This is a genomic window from Bordetella sp. MIP270_01_BMS (assembly GCF_054958705.1).
Map to the genome: position 1 here is coordinate 4,540,571 of NZ_CM143297.1, position 17,679 is coordinate 4,558,249.

At 66.8% G+C, this 17,679-nt stretch carries 17 protein-coding genes and 1 pseudogene; 6 read left to right on the top strand and 12 right to left on the bottom strand.

The window, feature by feature from the left end; all coding sequences use genetic code 11:
- Window positions 1-10: 10 nt before the first annotated feature.
- Genes ACV17W_RS21295 through ACV17W_RS21310 form a run of 4 tightly spaced genes read right to left on the bottom strand, consistent with a single transcriptional unit; the run spans window position 11 to window position 3,045 of the window.
- Entirely contained in the window at window positions 11-1,048 is a 1,038-nt protein-coding gene (locus ACV17W_RS21295; protein WP_462594366.1) for an FAD:protein FMN transferase, read from the bottom strand.
- Between the two features lie 5 nt (window positions 1,049-1,053).
- Window positions 1,054-1,854: a DUF4198 domain-containing protein gene (locus tag ACV17W_RS21300; RefSeq protein ID WP_462594367.1), complete on the bottom strand. Its 801-nt coding sequence runs from the start codon at window positions 1,852-1,854 to the stop codon at window positions 1,054-1,056.
- A gap of 22 nt (window positions 1,855-1,876) precedes the next feature.
- Window positions 1,877-2,392, bottom strand: coding sequence for a DUF2271 domain-containing protein (locus ACV17W_RS21305; RefSeq protein WP_462594368.1), 516 nt, complete (start codon window positions 2,390-2,392; stop codon window positions 1,877-1,879).
- A 23-nt stretch (window positions 2,393-2,415) separates the two neighbouring features.
- Complete coding sequence (locus tag ACV17W_RS21310) at window positions 2,416-3,045, bottom strand: PepSY-associated TM helix domain-containing protein (RefSeq protein WP_462594369.1); 630 nt, start codon at window positions 3,043-3,045, stop codon at window positions 2,416-2,418.
- A gap of 64 nt (window positions 3,046-3,109) precedes the next feature.
- Here ACV17W_RS21310 and crcB point away from each other — a divergent pair, with 64 nt between their 5' ends.
- Complete coding sequence (crcB, locus tag ACV17W_RS21315; RefSeq protein ID WP_462596607.1) at window positions 3,110-3,493, top strand: fluoride efflux transporter CrcB; 384 nt, start codon at window positions 3,110-3,112, stop codon at window positions 3,491-3,493.
- 72 nt (window positions 3,494-3,565) lie between these two features.
- Here crcB and hpnE read toward each other — a convergent pair whose 3' ends face one another.
- The 3 genes from hpnE to hpnC form a co-directional block, all read right to left on the bottom strand.
- Entirely contained in the window at window positions 3,566-4,891 is a 1,326-nt protein-coding gene (hpnE, locus tag ACV17W_RS21320; protein WP_462594370.1) for a hydroxysqualene dehydroxylase HpnE, read from the bottom strand.
- Entirely contained in the window at window positions 4,888-5,751 is an 864-nt protein-coding gene (gene hpnD, locus ACV17W_RS21325; protein WP_462594371.1) for a presqualene diphosphate synthase HpnD, read from the bottom strand. Before hpnD ends, hpnE begins: the two co-directional genes overlap by 4 nt.
- 122 nt (window positions 5,752-5,873) lie before the next feature.
- Window positions 5,874-6,698 carry a squalene synthase HpnC gene (gene hpnC, locus ACV17W_RS21330; protein ID WP_462594373.1) on the bottom strand — a complete coding sequence of 275 codons (825 nt, stop codon included), beginning with the start codon at window positions 6,696-6,698 and terminating at the stop codon, window positions 5,874-5,876.
- Between the two features lie 125 nt (window positions 6,699-6,823).
- Here hpnC and alr point away from each other — a divergent pair, with 125 nt between their 5' ends.
- Both alr and ACV17W_RS21340 read left to right on the top strand, forming a co-directional pair.
- Window positions 6,824-7,954, top strand: a complete 1,131-nt coding sequence (gene alr, locus ACV17W_RS21335; protein WP_462594374.1) for an alanine racemase — start codon at window positions 6,824-6,826, stop codon at window positions 7,952-7,954.
- Between the two features lie 22 nt (window positions 7,955-7,976).
- On the top strand, window positions 7,977-8,693 hold the full coding sequence (locus tag ACV17W_RS21340) for an SDR family oxidoreductase (RefSeq protein ID WP_462594375.1): 717 nt from the start codon (window positions 7,977-7,979) through the stop codon (window positions 8,691-8,693).
- Between the two features lie 12 nt (window positions 8,694-8,705).
- Here the strand turns inward: ACV17W_RS21340 and ACV17W_RS21345 are convergent, their stop codons facing one another.
- From ACV17W_RS21345 to ACV17W_RS21355, 3 genes and pseudogenes are all read right to left on the bottom strand, one after another.
- Window positions 8,706-9,362 (bottom strand): hypothetical protein, encoded by a 657-nt coding sequence (locus tag ACV17W_RS21345; protein ID WP_462594376.1) that lies wholly within the window; start codon window positions 9,360-9,362, stop codon window positions 8,706-8,708.
- Window positions 9,359-9,913: an RNA polymerase sigma factor gene (locus tag ACV17W_RS21350; protein ID WP_462594377.1), complete on the bottom strand. Its 555-nt coding sequence runs from the start codon at window positions 9,911-9,913 to the stop codon at window positions 9,359-9,361. The genes ACV17W_RS21345 and ACV17W_RS21350 overlap by 4 nt, the downstream gene beginning before the upstream one ends.
- 83 nt (window positions 9,914-9,996) lie before the next feature.
- Window positions 9,997-11,680, bottom strand: a pseudogene (locus ACV17W_RS21355) (vWA domain-containing protein).
- Between the two features lie 153 nt (window positions 11,681-11,833).
- Here ACV17W_RS21355 and radA point away from each other — a divergent pair.
- The 3 genes from radA to ACV17W_RS21370 all read left to right on the top strand — a co-directional run bounded on the left by radA (window position 11,834) and on the right by ACV17W_RS21370 (window position 14,532).
- Complete coding sequence (radA, locus tag ACV17W_RS21360; protein ID WP_462594378.1) at window positions 11,834-13,201, top strand: DNA repair protein RadA; 1,368 nt, start codon at window positions 11,834-11,836, stop codon at window positions 13,199-13,201.
- Window positions 13,202-13,252: 51 nt separating this feature from the next.
- Window positions 13,253-14,035: a sulfite exporter TauE/SafE family protein gene (locus tag ACV17W_RS21365; protein ID WP_462594379.1), complete on the top strand. Its 783-nt coding sequence runs from the start codon at window positions 13,253-13,255 to the stop codon at window positions 14,033-14,035.
- 251 nt (window positions 14,036-14,286) lie between these two features.
- A complete protein-coding gene (locus ACV17W_RS21370) occupies window positions 14,287-14,532 on the top strand; it encodes a hypothetical protein (RefSeq protein WP_462594380.1) in 246 nt (81 codons plus the stop codon).
- Here ACV17W_RS21370 and ACV17W_RS21375 read toward each other — a convergent pair.
- Together ACV17W_RS21375 and ACV17W_RS21380 are read right to left on the bottom strand one after the other, a co-directional pair.
- The gene (locus ACV17W_RS21375) at window positions 14,508-15,920 is read right to left on the bottom strand and encodes an MATE family efflux transporter (protein ID WP_462594381.1); all 1,413 of its coding nucleotides are present in this window, start codon (window positions 15,918-15,920) and stop codon (window positions 14,508-14,510) included. The genes ACV17W_RS21370 and ACV17W_RS21375 overlap by 25 nt on opposite strands.
- Complete coding sequence (locus tag ACV17W_RS21380; RefSeq protein WP_462594382.1) at window positions 15,917-17,647, bottom strand: ArnT family glycosyltransferase; 1,731 nt, start codon at window positions 17,645-17,647, stop codon at window positions 15,917-15,919. Before ACV17W_RS21380 ends, ACV17W_RS21375 begins: the two co-directional genes overlap by 4 nt.
- Window positions 17,648-17,679 lie beyond the last annotated feature (32 nt).

Here is a 17,679-nt window from a genome sequence, read left to right on the forward strand (position 1 = left end):
GGCGTCACGCTCAGGCGCCAATCAGGGCGGCAAAGGCGTCGCTGGCTGCCACGCGCAACTGGCTACCCTCGCGCACGATGAGCAGCGCCGCCAGGCCGTGGCGCCGGGCGTAGGCCAGGCCTGCCTGCTCGCCAAGCACCGTCAGGGCCGTCGCAAGGGCGTCAGCGTGCATGCATTGGTCGTGGACGACGGTCACCGACGCAACGCCGTTGTCGATGGGCCGTGCGGTGCGCGGATCGATCGTGTGCGCATACCGGCCCGAGGCAGATTGCCGGTACCGCCGGTAATCGCCGGAGGTCGCGATGCTGCGGTTGTGCAGCGCCAGCGCCAGCACGTGGTTTTCGCTTCCGTCTGGTACTTCGATCGCCACGCGCCAGGGCCGCCCGTCCGGCCTGCATCCGCGCGCGCGCAACTCGCCACCCACTTCAATCAGATAATTCGCCACGCCAAGCCGATCGAGCGCGCACGCGGCATGGTCAACGCCAAAGCCCTTGGCGATGGCGGACAGGTCCAGGTATGCGCCGCCGGGTTGCCAGGCGCGAGCGCCAGTTTCATCCACGGTAACGCGGTGCCAGCCGCAACGGTCCCGGGCGAGCTGTAGAGTGGCCTGCGACGGCGGCTCGCTCGCATGCGGCGGCGGGCCGAAGCCCCACGCATTCACCAGCGGGCCTATCGTGGGGTCGTAGGCGCCATGCGTGTCGGCCGCCAGTGCCAGCGCATGGCGCAGCACGTGCAGGCATTCGGCCGGCAAGTCCTGCCAGCCCGTTGCGGCGCGGTTGTAGCGCGACAGGCTGGATCCGGCGTCCCAGGTGCTCATCTGCTGCACGACCTGGTCCAGCGCATGCTGGATCGCGGCCTGGGCCAGGGATGCGCCCAACTGCGGCGGCAGCGCCATGCGGGCGGACCAGGTCGTGCCCATGGTCGCGCCTGCGAGGGCGGCTGGCGCGGCCATGCCCAAGGCGGGCATGGCGCCGTAAGCGGCGGGCGCAAGTGCGGGCCTGCGCGGCAGAGAAGCCGGCCCCGGGCCGGCGGGCACATACGACGCCATTACGTTCAGGGTTGCAGCACTTCCAGCGTGGCGACGTACGAAAGGCGGCGCTTGGTGGCCTGGGGTACGTCGGTTTGCTGGTCTTCCGTGCGTGCTTCCACCCAGTACAGGCCGGGCTGGGGCCACGTCACCTGGAATTTGCCGTCTTCGCCCGTCTTGACTTCGATTTCATCGACCTTGTCCCGATAGCGGCTGCCGCTCGGCACGATGGTGACTTCGAGTCCGCCGGCGGGCTTGCCGTCGATCAGCATCTGGAAGGTGGCGGCTTCCCCGCTGTACAGGTCATTGGGATGGGTGACCGCTGCCATCTCAAGCCCCTTTCCCGCCGGGGGCAGCGTGCTCGGCTTGCCTGCGGTAGCGAAGGTTTCGACGCGGCCCAGATTCTGTGCCACTTCGAGGTCCTGGGCCCGGGGCGGGATCGCTGCGGCCAGGCCGTCGGGCTTGCCCATATAGCGCTTGGATTCGCCGTCCTGCTTCCAGCGTGCGAACACGCCGTCGTTCACCACGGCGATGCGATACGTCCCGGGCTGATTCAACTGCAGATCAAAAGTGCTGCGCAGCTTGCCCCGGCTGACGTTCTGGGCTTCGGCCTGCTTGCCATCGGGCGCCACGATGACCAGGTTGTCCAGGCGCAGGGGCGCGTGGTTGAAATAGAACTTGTCGTTGCTGACCGCGGCGTCCACGGTGATCCAGCTCTCGGTGCCGGACAGCACGGTGGAAGACGGCAGGATCCACACATCGTGAGCCAGGGCGGCGGTGGGCAGGGCAAGCGCCAGGATGGCGGCGAGTCGAATACGGATGTTCATGCCAACTCCAGAAGCAGGGTGTTCAGGGTTTGAGGTTTACGGCAATGGCGCCGAGCTCGTGTTCGCCTTTGGCGGACAGCTGTTGCGCCTGCGTGGGAGGCCAGTCGAATGGCACACGTATAAGTTCCCGCCCGCCCACTTCGCGCGCGGCTTCCACCACGACCGCATAGCGGCCCGGCTTCAGGTCGGCGAGCGGTCGGGCCGTGCCGGGGAACGACAGTTCGTGCCGGCCCGCGGGCCGCGTGGCGCCGCTGACCCCGTCCACCGGAAACTGCTGGTTGCGGCCGCTGCGGCGCCACCATTGGCGCATGTCTTTCAGCCATTCGGTGCCTTCGTTGTTCTTCATGGCCACGTCGTACCAGACGGCCAGGTCAGCAGCCACGCTCTGGTCCGCGTTCTCGAGCCAGATGGCGACGTAAGGCCGGTGGTACTCGGCCACGTTCAGTCGCGGTATTTCGACATTCAGGCCCAGATCGGCGCCCTGCGCCGTCCGGGCGATCAGGCCGGCCAGCAGGGCAGACAGCAACAGCTTGCGCATGAAATCTCCAGCTTTTGCGATTTTCAGTGGATGAACAGCAGGGCCAGGAGCAACGGAATCAGCACCCCCAGCCCCACCATCGGCCAGGTGGCGGCCCGCTGGCCGGCGTGTAAGTGAAGCAACACCAGGCCGGTCAGCGAAAAAACCAGACAGGCCACGGCAAAAATGTCGAGGAACCAGCTCCAGGCGGGGCCGGTATGGCGCCCTTTGTGAAGGTCGTTCAGATAGGAAACCCAGCCCCGGTCAGTGCGTTCGTATTCGACCGCGCCGTCGGTCAGGTCGACGGACAGCCAGGCGTCGCCGCCCGCGCGCGGCATTGACACATAGAGTTCGTCGGCCGACCATTCAGGCGCCCGGGTTCCGACGCGCGCGTCCAGTTCGTCCGCCAGCCAGCGCGCCACAGGTGCAGGTACAGACGCGGCCGAGTCGCCGTTGCCGGCGGATTGGAGTTCAGCCAGCAGGTCGGGCGGCAGTTGAGCCTGACGGGTGATCACCATCGGCGTCGCGTCGATCAGCGATGCGTTGTTCAGCGTCAGGCCGGTTACGGAAAACAACAGCATGCCCAGCAGGCATAATGCCGAACTGATCCAATGCCATTGATGCAAAGTCTTCAGCCAATAGGCTCGTCGACGCGAAGAGGTGGTACCGTCCATTGATCTGTCACCGGTCAAGGCTGCGGATTCTATCACCGAAATGAGAATGAGTCTCAAAATAATGATGCCGTCCCTGGTACCGCTGCATATTGTTGCCGTGTCCCTTGGCGCGGCCCTGGGCGCCTGTGCGCGCTGGCTGCTCGGCGTGTGGCTGAATGGCCACTCGTGGCCCTGGGGTACGCTGGCGGTGAACCTGGTCGGCGGGTATCTGGTCGGGGTGGCGCTGGCGGTATTGGCCGGGCATCCTGAATGGCCGCAATGGATACGCCTGGCGGCAGTGACCGGGTTCCTGGGCGGCCTCACCACGTTCTCGACCTTCTCGGCGGAAACCGTGGGAATGCTGGAGCGCGGCGCCGTAGGCAGCGCGTTGGGCTATGCGGCGGCCAGCCTGTTGGGATCATTGGCGCTGACGGCGGTGGGCATCGCCAGCGTGCATGCCCTGCGCTGAAGGCTTGGCATCAGCCGCAATGCGCTGCGACAGGGCGCGGCCCCGCCTGGCCCTCGCTCGGGCGCAGGGCCTTCAGCGTCGCCGCTTTTCCAGCAGCACCCGCGCGGCCTGCAGCCCGCTGCGCACCGCGCCTTCCAGCACGCCCGGATAGCCCGTGTCGGTCCAGTCGCCGGCCAAGGCCAGCGTGGGCCAGGGGGTGGTGTTCAAGGGTCGTGCCAGGCCCGGTACGGCTGCGAACGTTGCCCGCTTTTCAACGAACAGTTCCGCGGCGTCGATCGGCGGCATCGGCGGCAGCCGGGCAGGATGCCGCGCCGCCTGTTCCCTGATCTGCGCAGTCAATGCCGCAATGGCCGTCGGCCGGTCTGCTTCGGCGAGGCCGCGTGCGGCGCTGGTGACCACCGCGAGTTCACTGCAAGGCCCGCGCCCGGTCAGGCGGGATCGGTCAAAGAGCCACTGGCCCACATGACCGCGCTGGCGGTCTTCGCGCAGCAGCATCATCGGCTCGGGTAAGGGCCAGGGTCCGGCCAGCCTCAGGTTCAAGGTGGCAATGGGCATATAGTCGAACGCCTGCAATGCTTTCAGCAGCCCGGCCGAACCCGCGTCGCGCAACGCGTCGCCCAGCAGACGCGCCACAACGGTGGGCGGCACGGCCAGCACTGCGGCGTCGAACCGCTCGCGATTGACATCCACGCCATCTGCCAGCGGCACCAGGTGGCGCACCGTATCGCCATAGCGCATATTGGCCCGCAGCGCGACAGCGTCGGGCCACAGCGCCGACAGGTCGACGCACGGCAGCAGTAGGTCACTGTCGCGCCGGCTGCCATCCAGGCTGTCGCGCAGGATGCGGGCGTAAAGCGCGGCGCTGGCTTGCGCCGGGGGGGTGTTCAGCGCGGCCAGGCACAGCGGTTCCCACATCAGGCCCACCAGCCGCGCCGGCTGGTGAAAGTGAGCCAGCAGCTGCGCCACCGTCCAGTCGCGCGGCGGATGCCACGCCATGCCACGCAGGCCGTGCACCATGCGCACGGCATCCCGACGCTCGCGCCACGTGAGGCCGCGTGCGGTCAGCAGGGCCGCGAGCGCATGCCAGGGGGCGGGCAGGGCGGGCGCTGAAAGGCTGAAGGTGCCGTCAAGGCTGGCCAGCCGCAGTGAACGCCGCATCAGCAATGCGTCGGGGTTGCGGCCCACGCGGCGCATCAGCGCCAGGGTCTGGTCGTAGGCGCCCAGCAGAATATGTTGGCCATTGTCGAGCTGTGCGCCGAAAGCCGGGTGCGCCACGCGCCGAGCACGTCCACCCGGTGTGCGTCCGGCTTCGAACACGGTGACCTGGGCGTCGGCGTCGCGCAGGGCTGCGCAGGCGGCCAGCCCGGCCCAGCCGGCCCCGATAATCGCGACTTTCATCGCGACAGGCGGCGCACGAGGCCGCGGCCGCCGCCTACCCACGTCTTCCACGCCAGCCACAGCTTGCGCAGGGGAGTCAGGGAGATCCGCTGGTGCAGCACCTGCCAGTTGTCGCGCTCGATCTCGTCGAGCAGGGCATAGTAGATGGCCGCCATCATCAAGCCCGGCCGCTGCGCCCGGCGATCGACCTCGGGCAGTGCTGTCATGGCTTCGCGGTACAGTTGGCGAGCGCGTTGCGCCTGGAACTGCATCAGAGCGGTGAAACGGTCGGAATAAGTGCCGTCGAGGATTTCGGAGGCCTTGACCTCGAATTGCTGCAACTCATTCACGGGCAGATAGATGCGGCCGCGCCGTGCATCGTCGCCCACGTCGCGGATGATGTTGGTGAGCTGGAACGCCAGGCCCAGCTTGGTGGCGTATTCCAGGGTACGCGGATCGGTGTACCCGAACACGCCCGCGGACAATTCGCCCACCACACCGGCGGCATGCCAGCAGTACTTGCGCAGGCCCGGCCAATCCAGGTAGCGCGTCTGGTCCAGGTCCATTTCCATGCCGTCGATCACTGCCAGCATGCGCTCGCGTTCGATCGCACACGACGTCAGGTGCGGCTGTAGCGCGCGCATCACGGGGTGCTCGGCCTGGCCCGCGAACAATTGGTCGACCTGGGTGCGCCACCAGGCAAGCTTGATGCGTGCCACCGAGGGGTCGGAGCATTCGTCCACCACGTCGTCGACTTCGCGGCAGAAGGCATACAGCGCCGTAATGGCGCGCCGGCGCTCGGGTGGCAGGAACAGGAACGAATAATAAAAACTCGATCCGCTTTTCGCGGCCTTTTCCTGGCAGTACTCGTCAGGCGTCATAAATTGGTGGGTATCCCATCGAATTTGCTACGGTATCGCATGTCGGGCTCGCGGCGGCGTCAAGCGGCTGCGCATGCATGGGCGCCAGCGTGTTCGCCTGCACGCCATCGGCGTTGCGAGGCTCACTTCGAGCGCCATAACAGGAGGGCCCAGTCGCGGATTCCAAGCTGGGGGCGATTCATGAACACGTCGTAGCCGCTTTGCTCGATACGTTCGAGAATGCGCAGCCCGCCTTGCACGACCATCCGCAATTCCAGGCCGATGCGGCCGGGCAGCCGGCGTGCCAGCGGAGCGCCTGAGTGTAGCAGCGCGCGGGTGCGTTCCACCTGGAACCCCATCAGGGACCGCCAGGCGGGCGTCAAGCGGCAGGCCGCGAGATCGTCTTCGCTGACGCCATGGCGCAGCATGTCGGCGCGAGGCAGGTAAACGCGCTGCTTGCGCCAGTCGATCCGGACGTCCTGCCAGAAGTTGACCAGCTGCAGCCCCGTGCAGATCGCGTCCGAGTCCGTCAGGTTTTCAGGTGTGGCGGCTTCATACAGATGCAGCATCAGGCGCCCCACCGGGTTGGCCGAGCGGGTGCAATAATCCAATAGGTCGGCGTAGTCGTCATAGCGCTTGACGGTGACGTCCTGCTCGAATGCGGACAGCAGATCGAAGAACGGCGTGATGGGCAACTGGTGCCGGGCGATGGTGCGTGCCAGTGGCGCGAAAATGGCGGCAAGCTCGGGCGCGGCTTCCGGCACGCTGCCGGGCTCGGCGCCGATACGATGCAGTTCGGCACGAAACGCGGCCAGGCGCGCCAACCGATCGGCGTCGCTGGCATGGCCTTCGTCGGCAATGTCGTCAGCCGCGCGGGCGTAGCGGTAGATATCGGTGACGGGGCCGCGCAGACGGCGCGGCAGCAACAACGATGCCACCGGGAAATTCTCGTAGTGATCGACTGCCATACAGAAAAAAGGCAGCGGCCCCATGGCCGCCGTACTCGTTATTTTAGGGTGCTTTGCACGACACTCCTTCGCATGGCCTGCGTGCAGCCAGATCAGTTAGACTAGGCGCCACTGGAACGTTCCCCATGCCCCGTCCCATACAAGCACTTATTTCGCAATCGGCTCTGGCGCACAACCTCGATGTGGTGCGACGCAAGCTCGACCTCGCCGCGCAGGCGGCGGGCGGGGGTGCGCCTTCCATCTGGGCTGTCATCAAGTCCAATGCCTATGGGCACGGCATAGAAACGGCGGTGGCCGGCTTTTCCTCGGCTCAGGGGCTGGCCATGCTCGACCTGGCCGAGGCCGTGCGTTGCCGCGAAGCCGGGTGGGGCGGCCCCATCCTGTTGCTGGAAGGCTATTTCGAACCGGCCGATCTCGAGCTGGTCGATCGCTACCATCTCAGCGCCACGGTGCACACCCGCGAACAGCTCGATATGCTCGCGCATGCCCGGCCGTCGCGGCGCATCGACATCATGCTCAAGCTCAATACGGGCATGAACCGCCTCGGGTTCAGCCCCGGCGCCTACGCCGGCGCCCATGCGCGTGCGCTGCAGCTGCGCGAGCAGGGCGTCGTGGGCGCCATCGGCAAAATGACGCACTTTGCCTGCGCCGACGGCGCGGCTGGCGTGGCCGGGCCGCTGCAGATTTTTCACGACGCGACCCGCGGGCTGTGCGATGGCCCCGTCAGCGTGTGCAACTCGGCGGCAACGCTGCGATACCCGGAAATCGCCGTGGCACGCGGCGCCCAGGCGCAGTGGGTGCGGCCCGGCATCTGCCTGTACGGGGCATCGCCATTCGCCGACGTCAGCGCCGCCGCCCTTGGCCTGCGGCCCGCCATGTCCCTTCAATCGCAGATCATTGCCGTGCAGCAACTGGAGGCGGGCGCCGAGGTCGGTTATGGCGCCATTTTCCGAGCCGACAGGCCCATGCGCATCGGCGTAGTGGCCTGCGGTTATGCCGATGGCTATCCGCGCCATGCCGTCACCGGAACACCCGTGGTGGTGGGGGGCGTGCGTACGCGGTTGATCGGCCGCGTCTCCATGGACATGCTCATGGTCGACCTCGATCCCATCCCTGCCGCAGGCATCGGCACGCCTGTGTCGCTCTGGGGCCAGGATGGCCCCTCGGTCGACGAGGTCGCGACGGCCGCGGGCACCATCGGATACGAACTGCTCTGCGCCCTGGCTCTGCGCGTGCCGGTCAGGCGTGACCCCTGATCATTCATAAGCGAGGATTCCCATGAAAGACAAATGCGTGCTGATTACCGGCGCCACCAAGGGTATCGGCTGGGCGCTGACCCAGCGGCTGGCAGACCTCGGCTGTCATGTCGTGGGCATCGCGCGCAATACCGACCACATCGATTTCCCGGGCTATCTTTACGCGTGCGACCTCGCCGATGCGGGACGTACTGAAGAGGTGCTGCGCGAGATACGCGATAAATTCCCCGTCGACGCGGTGGTCAACAATGTGGGCGTCGTGCGGCCGCAGCCGTTGGGCGATATCGACCTGGCATCGCTGTACAACGTCATGGACCTGAACGTGCGGGTGGCTGTTCAGGTCACCCAGGCATTCGTCGAGTCCATGAAGGTGCGGCGCACGGGCCGCATCGTCAACGTATCCAGCCGGGTCATCCATGGCGGCCACGAGCGCACCAGCTACGCTGCCGCCAAGAGCGCCCTGATCGGCTGCACGCGCACCTGGGCCCTCGAACTGGCCGAATATGGGGTCACTGTCAACGCGGTGGCGCCGGGCCCGATCGAAACCGAACTGTTCAGAGTGGGCCAGCCGGCCGGCAGCGATGCCGAGAAGCGCGCGCTGGCTTCCATTCCCATGAAAAGGCTGGGCACGCCCGCCGAAGTGGCGGCCGCCATCGCGTTTTTGTTGTCCGACGACGCGGGTTTCATCACCGGGCAGGTGCTGGGCGTCGACGGCGGGGGCAGCCTGGCCGGGCGCTGAGCGGCTGCCAGGCTAGTCAGCGCTGGCGGGCAGCAACTGCTGAAGGTCGGGCGGCAGCTGCACTGCTGGCGCATCGCGGCGCAGCGTGTGCAAGGCACGCATGGCGGCGTCGCGCTCACCCTTCTCGAGCAGCACACGTATCTGCTTGATGCGCGCGTCGATATCCGTGCGCCCCACGGCCCGCGCAGCCTGGCTCATCGATAGTGCGCCGGCAGCAGGGCTCGCGCGGTCTGCCCGGAGCGCCTCGGGCACGGGCGCCGGGGCCGCACGTTCCGATCGTTCGGCTTGTCGCGCCGGCGCATAGCGCTGCAGCGCGGCCGCCGCATCGGGTCGGGCCGGCGCAGCGGCAGCCGGGGGCGGCGCAGGCGGGGCAGGGGCCTGCGCAATGGCGGGCGGCGCCTCGCTCATGCTGGCGACCTGGGCTTGTTCGAAATCCGTCACCAGAAACAGGCATGCGGTCAGGACGATAGAGGCTGCCACGCCCCAACCAGGGTGCCAGAGCCGCCGCTGCCGCTGCGCTTTCCGGTCGAGATCCGTCGCACGTGCGGCTGCCTGGCGCACCGCTGCATCCAACTCGGGGCCGGGCTCCGATTGCGGCAGGGTGCGATAAAGGGCCCTCAGGTCCAGGTCATCGACTTCGTCGTGGGGGGGGCGGGGATGGGCCGTCATGGGCTCAGGGCCTTGCGGATGTGCTGCGTGGCATAGCGCAGCCGCGATTTAACCGTTTCGCGCGATGTGCCGGTCACGTCGGCGATTTCTTCCAGACTCAGGTCGTGTTCCAGCCGCAGCAGTATGGCATGGCGCTGGTCGTCAGGTAGCCTTTCAATCGCCAGTTGCAGGCGTCGGCGGGTCTGGAATTCCGACACCTGCTGATCTGGCTGCTCATGCGCGGCCGTGGCCAGAGACGCCAGTGCTGACTCGGCTTCCTGGGGGCTGGCTGCAGCGGGTTGGCGGCGATGGGCATCGATGATCAGATTATGCGCGATCTGCAGCAGCCAGGTGGTGAATTTTGCGCGGGGTTGCCACCGGACTCGGGCATCGATCACGCGGCTCCAGGTTTCCTGGAAGATATCGTCGGCCTGGTGCGTGTTGCGCACGCTGCGCAATATGTAGCGATACAGGCCGGCGCGGTGCCGCGCATACAGGGCATCGAAGGCAGCCAGGTTGCCGGCGCCGTAGGCCTGCATCAGGGTTTCGTCGTCGGCGCCCGGTATGTCCATGGCGGCCGAGTGTATCCGTTCGGGCGCCCGGGCGCACCTGCCTGTGCCGATGGCAGTGGCGGGCGCGCAGCTGGCCGCGATGTTCATTGCGTGGCCGGCGTGCCCAAACCCGCGGCCAGCTCGACCAGCGCCGCCAGTTCGGCGTTCAGCCCGTGCGGATCATCCCCGCGCGCCTCGCGGGCCAGAAGCGCGATCTGTGCCGGCGTGTAGCCGTCCAGGTATTTGCCCCCGCGCAGCCACTGCGCGAACGCCGCCGCCGCCGCCGCCCTTCGCATCCCCACCGAACCTGCGGGCGCCTCGTCGGGGCGCCGGACGACTTGTTCAACCAGGTCGCTGGTGTCGGCATCCGGCAATTTATATCGTACGCGCACCAAGGCGAGTTCATCGCCCGCGGTCCCCGTGGCGCGTGGGGTCCGGTTATAGCGCAGCGGATCCAGCCGCGTGGCCGCTGCGCCCACGGGCGTGATTTCGTACAGCGCCGTCACCGTCGCTCCGGCGCCGATCTCTCCGGCGTCAACCCGGTCGTTATTGAAATCCTCGCGCGAGGGCACGCTTTTCATAGCCGATCAGGCGGTACTCCGCCACCGTGGCGGGGTTGAATTCCACCTGTACCTTTACGTCGCGGGCGATCGTCAACAAGGTCGACGACATTTCATCGGCCAGCACTCGGCGCGCCTCGCGCAGGCTGTCCAGGTAGTGGTAGCTGCCATTGCCCGCGTCGGCCAATTGCACGGCGAGGGCATCGTTGAAATTGCCACCGCCCACTCCCAGAGTGGTCAGCGCGATGCCCCCTTGCCTGTGCGTGGCGATGCGCGCTTTCAGTGTCTCGAGATCCGTAGCGCCGACGTTGAAGTCACCGTCGCTGGCCAGCAGGATGCGATTGACGCCATTCTTGACAAAGCCCTGGGCCGCCTGCGCGTATGCCAGTTCGAGTCCCGCCGCGCCATTGGTAGACCCGGCGGCCTGCAGTGCGTCGATGGCGGCAAGAATGCGCGCGTGCTGGTCTCCCGGCGTGGAGTCCAGAGTCGTGCTTGCCTGCCCGGCGTACGTGACGATAGCGACTCGGTCCTGGGGCCGCAATTGCGCGACCAGCTGCTTCAGCGCGCCTTTGAGCAGCGGCAGCTTGTCGCGGTCGGCCATCGAGCCGGACGTATCGATCAGGAACACCAGATTGGCCGCCGGGATGTCGGCCGGCGCCACCTCGTATCCCTGGATTCCGATCTTCAGCAGTTGGCGCCCTGGGTTCCACGGTGCCGCCGCAAGTTCGGTGTGGATCTGGAACGGCCTCGCCCGCGATGCGGGCGTGGCATAGCCATAGTCGAAATAGTTGAGAAATTCTTCAGCGCGCACCGCATCCGCGGGCGGCAGGCGTCCTTCATTGAGCATGCGACGCACGTTGCTGTACGAACCCGTGTCGACATCCACACTGAACGTGGACACGGGCTGCTCCTGCGCCGCCACCACCGCATTGTCGCGATAGCGGGCGTAGTTTTCTCGGTCCACCCATTGCGGGGCTGGCGCGCGGTCGGCCCGTCCCGGCCACATCGGGGCGCTGGCGCGCTGCGCCGTGGGGGCAAGCCTGACCAGCTCGTGAGCGGCCATGGCCGAATGTGGCCTCGGAGGGGGCGGCGGGTTAGGGGCGGCAGCGCGCTCGACTGCCGGCGCATGATTTGCCAGTGATTCGGGGGGCGCCGGGGTGCAGGCGGATAGCAGCGCGGCGGACAGGGCCGTGCACAGCAGGCGTACAGGTGCATTGTGAGCGTTCATCTCGGGTTCCTTCCAGAAGGGGCTTTTACGGTGAAACGCACGGCACCGCCGAATGGGGTTGAACGTGGCCCGAAATGTTGCAAGCAAAGGTATCCGTGGCGCACTTGCGCGAGGTCCGCTTGGACCCTGCGCCGTTGCCGGTAAACTTGCGCCATGGCCAAGCCTCGAACCGTCTATGTCTGTGCCGAATGCGGCGGCACCAGCCCCAAATGGCAGGGCAAATGCCCGCATTGCTCCGCCTGGAACACCCTGGAAGAAACCATCGAGGCTGGCGGGCCGGCGGCGGCCGCGCACCGATATGCGCCGTTGGCCAGTTCAAGCCCGGTGCGCAGTCTGGCCGACATCGAAGCCCGCGAAACGCCGCGCCAGCCTACCGGTCTGGATGAATTCGACCGCGTGCTGGGCGGGGGGCTGGTGGCCGGCGCCGTGGTGCTTATTGGTGGAGACCCCGGCATCGGCAAATCCACCCTGTTGCTGCAGGCGCTTGCCACCATGTCGGCGCATAGCCGCGTGCTCTACGTCACCGGCGAAGAGTCCGCCGAGCAGGTCGCGCTGCGTGCCCGCCGGCTGGGCCTGCAGACGGGCAGCGTCAATCTGCTGGCCGAAATCCGGCTCGAAGCCATCCAGGCGGCGGTGTCGGAGCAGCAGCCCGCTGTGGCGGTGATCGATTCCATCCAGACGCTGTACAGCGGTGAACTTACCGCCGCGCCGGGTTCGGTTTCGCAAGTGCGCGAGTGCGCTGCCCAGCTCACTCGCCTGGCCAAGCAGACCGGCATCGCCATCGTCATGATCGGCCACGTCACCAAAGACGGCGCGCTGGCCGGGCCGCGCGTTCTCGAGCACATTGTCGATACCGTGTTGTATTTCGAAGGCGATACACATTCATCGTTTCGGCTGGTGCGCGCGTTCAAGAACCGTTTCGGGGCCGTGAACGAACTTGGCGTGTTCGCCATGACCGATCGCGGGCTGCGAGGGGTGGCCAATCCCTCGGCACTGTTCCTGTCCCAGCACGAACACCAGGTGCCCGGCTCCTGCGTGATGGCCACTCAAGAGGGCACGCGCCCCTTGCTGGTCGAGATACAGGCGCTGGTCGACGGCTCGCATTCCCCCAATCCCAAGCGCCTCACGGTGGGGCTGGAAGGCAACCGGCTGGCAATGCTGCTGGCCGTGCTGCACCGGCATGCCGGCGTGTCCACCTATGACCAGGATGTCTTCGTCAACGCGGTGGGCGGCGTACGAATCACCGAGCCCGCGGCCGACCTTCCGGTGCTGCTTGCCATCATGTCGTCATTGCGCGATCGGCCGCTGCCGCGTGGCCTGGTGGCATTTGGAGAAGTCGGCCTGGCCGGGGAAATCCGGCCTGCGCCGCGTGGCCAGGAACGTCTGCGTGAAGCGGCTAAGCTGGGCTTCAACGTGGCGCTCATACCCAAGGCCAACGCGCCTCGCCAGCCCATCGAAGGTCTCGAGATCTGGGCAGTCGACCGCTTGGATGCGGCGCTGGAAAAGCTGCGTTCCGCCTAGCCCGGCCGACCCGCCCCGCTGCACCATGACATCGCTTCAAAAGAACCCGGCATGAGCCTTTGGATCCTCGCGGCCATATGCCTGGCCTGTGGCGCCTTGATCGGCTTCCTGGGCGGCGTCCTGGGCATCGGCGGCGGCATGATCGCCATCCCGTCCCTGGTGCTGCTGCTCGACATGCCGCAGCAGCTCGCGCAGGGCACGGCCCTGATCATGGTCCTGCCCACCATCATGATGGCCGTGCGCAAGTACAACCAGCAATCCCGCATCGACCGGCCCGTGGCCCTGGCAGGCGCCGTGGGCGCCGTACTTTTCACCTGGGTGGGGGCGCGATTGGCGCTGGGCATCCCGTCTGGCACCTTGAGGCTGAGCTTTGCGGTCTTCCTGTTCTTCGTGGCCGTTTATTACGTCTACAGACTCGCCCGTCGGCCGCGCGCCGACGCTAGGCATCGCGCCGCGCCCGGACGGCCCGCGCCCGCATTCACGCGGGGGCGCGCGGCCCTGCTCGGCGTAGCCAGCGGCACGCTGGGCGGATTTTTCGGGGTAGGGGGCGCCGTCATGGCGGTGCCGATTCTCACGTCGGTATTCAGGCTGCCCCAGACCACCGCCCAGGCGCTGGCACTGACCATGGTGATTCCCGGATCCATGGTGGCGCTGGTCACGTACAGCTGGGACGGCCAGGCCGATTGGGGAATAGGGCTTCCCTTGGCCGCAGGCAGCCTGCTGTTCGTGCCCATGGGCGTGCGGTTGGCTTATCGCCTGCCTGAACGCAAGCTTCGCGCCTGCTTCGCCGCCATGTTGTTTGCTACGGTGCTGCTGCTCATCTTCCAGGCCTGAGCCCGCCGGCTCACGCATGCCTGCGTGAAATCATGAAAGCCCTCGGCGCATGCGTCGCAACCGCGATCGTGAGCGCCTGCGACACACGCACGCCTGCGTGGAACCATGAAGGCCCCGGGCGCATGCACGTCGACCGCGAATCATGACCATCCGTTAGCGCGCGCAAAACTTTCCGGCGGACATGAACCTTACCGCCGACTGGCTCTCCAATAAAGCCGGGCAGTCCGCCCGGCTTGTTTCAGGAGCACCCTATGACCACACCCGCCCGTATCGCCGCATTTCTGTCCACATCGGCACTGTGCCTGGGGCTGGCCAGCGGCCCGTCCTACGCGAATCAGCGCGATTCCGCGGACCCGCGCGTATCCCGGGAGTTGTCGCGTGATCGCGATGCTGCCTCGCGCAGCGCGGCCACGCAGCCCAATGCCGATTCGAATGCTTCCGATACGGCGCCCGATTCAGGCACCGCCGCCACTCATCCGCGTGCGCGCGCCCGGTAGTCGTGCACGATTTTCCAGTACCAGATGTGCAGCAGCACGGTGGACAGAGCAAGCCCGATCATCGCCATCAGCCACATCGTGCCTGCGCCCAGCGGCGAATCCGGAATCACGATGCGGCGCAGCCAGTCCAGTCCGCCGCGTCCCGGCCCGAAGCCCAGCCACCAGCCTCCCAGCAGGCCCACGCCGGCCAACGCCACGATCTGCAGCAGCAGGGGTACCACAGCTACCTTGTACGCGCGCAGCACGTACGAATTGATGCATTGCATCGAGTCGCACAAATGAAACAGCGGAATCATGGCCAGCAAGCCGCCGGCCACTACCGCTACCTGCGGATCATCGGTGTAAGCCGCCAGGATCAGGTCGCGCCCGGCCAGCAAGCCCGCCGCCGTCAGCAAGGCGCCCAGCACGCCTAGCGCCATTCCGGCCAGACCAGTGCGGTGGGCCACCAGCGGCTGGCCCGCGCCGATGGCCTGCGCAGTCAGCGATGCCGTGGCCACGCCCAGCGCCATGGGCATCATGTAGCACAAGGCCGCCAGGTTCGACATGATCTGATGTCCGCCACTGACGTAAGTCCCTTCGCGCGCCACCAGCAGTGCCATGAAGGTAAAAGCCGAGACTTCCACCAGGTACGAACCGCCCATCGGGATGCCCAGGCGCAGCAGTTCTCGTTGCGCCGGCCAGGCGGGCCGGCCCAGCGTCAGATTGAAGCGGCGGAAATAGCGATCATGCGTAATGAACCACAAGCCCACCATGAGGCCCAGCCAGGACACGATCGCGGTGGCCAGTCCGGCCCCCGTGGCGCCCATCGCGGGCAGCCCGAAATGGCCGTAGATCAGCACCCAGTTGAAGAAGGCCTTCAACCCGACCCCCGCCAGGTTGATGGTCATGACGACCTTGGGCCGTGACACTGCCGTGCCCAGCGCATAGATAGTGCGAAACACTAGCGCCGCGGGCAGAGCCAGCGCCAACGCACGCAGATAGCCCGTGACCCGCGCGCGGACTTCCGGCGCCACGTCGCCCGACAGTGACAGCCACAGGTCGGGAAACATCATCAGCACGGCGCCCAGCACGGCCAGCCCGAGCGCCATCCACACTCCCTGGCCCCATGTCCGGCCCACCTCAGCCAGGCGGCCTGCGCCGAAATGCTGTGCCAGAATCGGGATCAGGGCGTGCACCACCCCCATCAATCCGACGAATATGGTGATATAGACGGACATGGACAGCGACATTGCCGCCAGGTCCGCCGCGCTGGCATGCCCGGTCATGGCGGTGTCCAGCACGCCAAACGCGATGCCGGCCCATTGGCTGATGAGCACGGGCCAGGCCTGCCGCACGATTCCCCGCATCGCGGTGCTCACCCCGCCAGCAGTCGACAAGGTTGCGGTCATTGCACGGGCGAAACGCGCAACAGTCGGAAAACTTCGTGACGGTCGGCGCGGCGGCCGCCGCGCCATAGTTCCTCGGCCCCTTCACTGTACGCGGCCTCGTCGTTGCGCAGCCGCTCGCGGGTGGTCTGCTGCAACACCAGCGGGCACTTCGAGTCGTAGCTCAGGGTCAGGTTGTCGAAGATCAGCAGCGACGCGCGCTGGCCGCTGCCCACGCTCAGCCCCCGCACGCACTCGCCAGGCTGACGATGCTTCGCCAGCGCCGCCGACAGCTCGCCCGACACATCTCGATAGCTGCGTGCGTAGTCCACGGCCGGTTGCCACAACAGCACCAGCAGTATCCAGGTGGCGGTCAGGCCGCTCGCCGACAGCACGGTGCCGCGCCACAAGGCAGCCGGATGCGAGCGCAGGCGCCACACCACCAGCACAATCCAGGCTGCGGTCACCGCCGCGGCCAATGCGAATGCGATCCAGGAAATAGCGGGCTCATAGCCAGCGGTCTGGCGGGCAATATTGCGGGAAATCTGCGCCGGCCAGCCAAAATGCAGCGCCACCCAGCCCAGCCACGCTGTCGCCACGGTCAGTGAAAAACACATCACCGCGAACCAATCGAGCGTGTTGACCACGCCGCGCCGCAGCGTAGGCAGCGAGAATGCCGCGAGAATCGAGCAGGGCACCGCCAGCAGAATGAATTCCGAGTCGGCAGGTTCCTCAAGAAAGAAAAGCACTGAGGCGGCGAACAATGCCAGCGACAGGGGCAGCCAGATATGGGGCGCATACAACCAATCGCGCCAGCGCCACAGGGCCAGCACTGCCAGCGGCCATGTCGGCCATAGATACCAGGGCAGGTCGCGCAGGGTGCGGCCGGTGTCCGCAAGACTGGGCCACGCGAACGACGCAGCATTCCAGGTCTTCCAGTTGCTCGTCCAGTATTCACTGCCTTGCGAGGCCGGAATCCACCACGCAAGCATCAGCACCGCCGCGACGCCAAGCGCAAGCGGGAGCCAGCGGCGTTGCGCCCACAATACGCTGCGCGGATGGAAGGCCAGCACCGCAGCCAGAATGATGGGCAGCGCGCCCACCCAGCCGCGCGTCAGAAAGCTGGCCGCCAGCGCGAAACCCAGGGTGATCGCGCCAGAGGCCGGACGATCCAGCGTGCGGGCCAGTGAATAGAATGCGAGCGCCTGCCATGCCATGATGGCAGGTACCACCGAGGTTTCGTGGGTGCGCTGCAGGATGCCCACCGTGGCCAGCAGCAACAGCAGCGCCGCGTCGGCCAGCATGCGGCCGTAATCGCGCGCAGAAGGTTCACCGCCGAACGGCAAGGCCAGGGGCTGGGCCTCGGCACGGCGGCCCAGAAGATAGGTGCCGTACCACACGCTCACGGTGGCAATGCCGAACCAAAGCAGATTCGGCAGGCGTCCCGCCGAAATGTCCCCGATCCAAGGGCCGAACAGCCACATGCAGACCGCGCCCGCCCATGTGATGAGCGGCCCTTCTTCTGCGTAGGCAAGCTGGCCCACCTGCGGCAGCAGCCAGGTGCTGCCTCCTTCGCGCAGAGCGGTGATCATCGTGGCCAGGCCGACGGCGTCGTCGGTCTTCCACGGATCGCGCATGAACAGGCCGGCCAGAATATAGGCCAGCGAGAGCCCCAGCAGCACCAGACGGGGCAATTTGGCGGTGGCCGAAATGGTCAGCCGGGCCGGGGTTGAGCGCGAAATAGGAGACACGAAGGCTAATGTAACCGAGCAGGCTCGGGCCG

Coding starts and splice junctions, on each gene's coding strand:
- ACV17W_RS21295 (WP_462594366.1), bottom strand. CDS start 1,048: ATGGCGTCGTATGTGCCCGCCGGCCCGGGGCCGGCTTCTCTGCCGCGC.
- ACV17W_RS21300 (WP_462594367.1), bottom strand. CDS start 1,854: ATGAACATCCGTATTCGACTCGCCGCCATCCTGGCGCTTGCCCTGCCC.
- ACV17W_RS21305 (WP_462594368.1), bottom strand. CDS start 2,392: ATGCGCAAGCTGTTGCTGTCTGCCCTGCTGGCCGGCCTGATCGCCCGG.
- ACV17W_RS21310 (WP_462594369.1), bottom strand. CDS start 3,045: ATGGACGGTACCACCTCTTCGCGTCGACGAGCCTATTGGCTGAAGACT.
- crcB (WP_462596607.1), top strand. CDS start 3,110: ATGCCGTCCCTGGTACCGCTGCATATTGTTGCCGTGTCCCTTGGCGCG.
- hpnE (WP_462594370.1), bottom strand. CDS start 4,891: ATGAAAGTCGCGATTATCGGGGCCGGCTGGGCCGGGCTGGCCGCCTGC.
- hpnD (WP_462594371.1), bottom strand. CDS start 5,751: ATGACGCCTGACGAGTACTGCCAGGAAAAGGCCGCGAAAAGCGGATCG.
- hpnC (WP_462594373.1), bottom strand. CDS start 6,698: ATGGCAGTCGATCACTACGAGAATTTCCCGGTGGCATCGTTGTTGCTG.
- alr (WP_462594374.1), top strand. CDS start 6,824: ATGCCCCGTCCCATACAAGCACTTATTTCGCAATCGGCTCTGGCGCAC.
- ACV17W_RS21340 (WP_462594375.1), top strand. CDS start 7,977: ATGAAAGACAAATGCGTGCTGATTACCGGCGCCACCAAGGGTATCGGC.
- ACV17W_RS21345 (WP_462594376.1), bottom strand. CDS start 9,362: ATGACGGCCCATCCCCGCCCCCCCCACGACGAAGTCGATGACCTGGAC.
- ACV17W_RS21350 (WP_462594377.1), bottom strand. CDS start 9,913: ATGGACATACCGGGCGCCGACGACGAAACCCTGATGCAGGCCTACGGC.
- radA (WP_462594378.1), top strand. CDS start 11,834: ATGGCCAAGCCTCGAACCGTCTATGTCTGTGCCGAATGCGGCGGCACC.
- ACV17W_RS21365 (WP_462594379.1), top strand. CDS start 13,253: ATGAGCCTTTGGATCCTCGCGGCCATATGCCTGGCCTGTGGCGCCTTG.
- ACV17W_RS21370 (WP_462594380.1), top strand. CDS start 14,287: ATGACCACACCCGCCCGTATCGCCGCATTTCTGTCCACATCGGCACTG.
- ACV17W_RS21375 (WP_462594381.1), bottom strand. CDS start 15,920: ATGACCGCAACCTTGTCGACTGCTGGCGGGGTGAGCACCGCGATGCGG.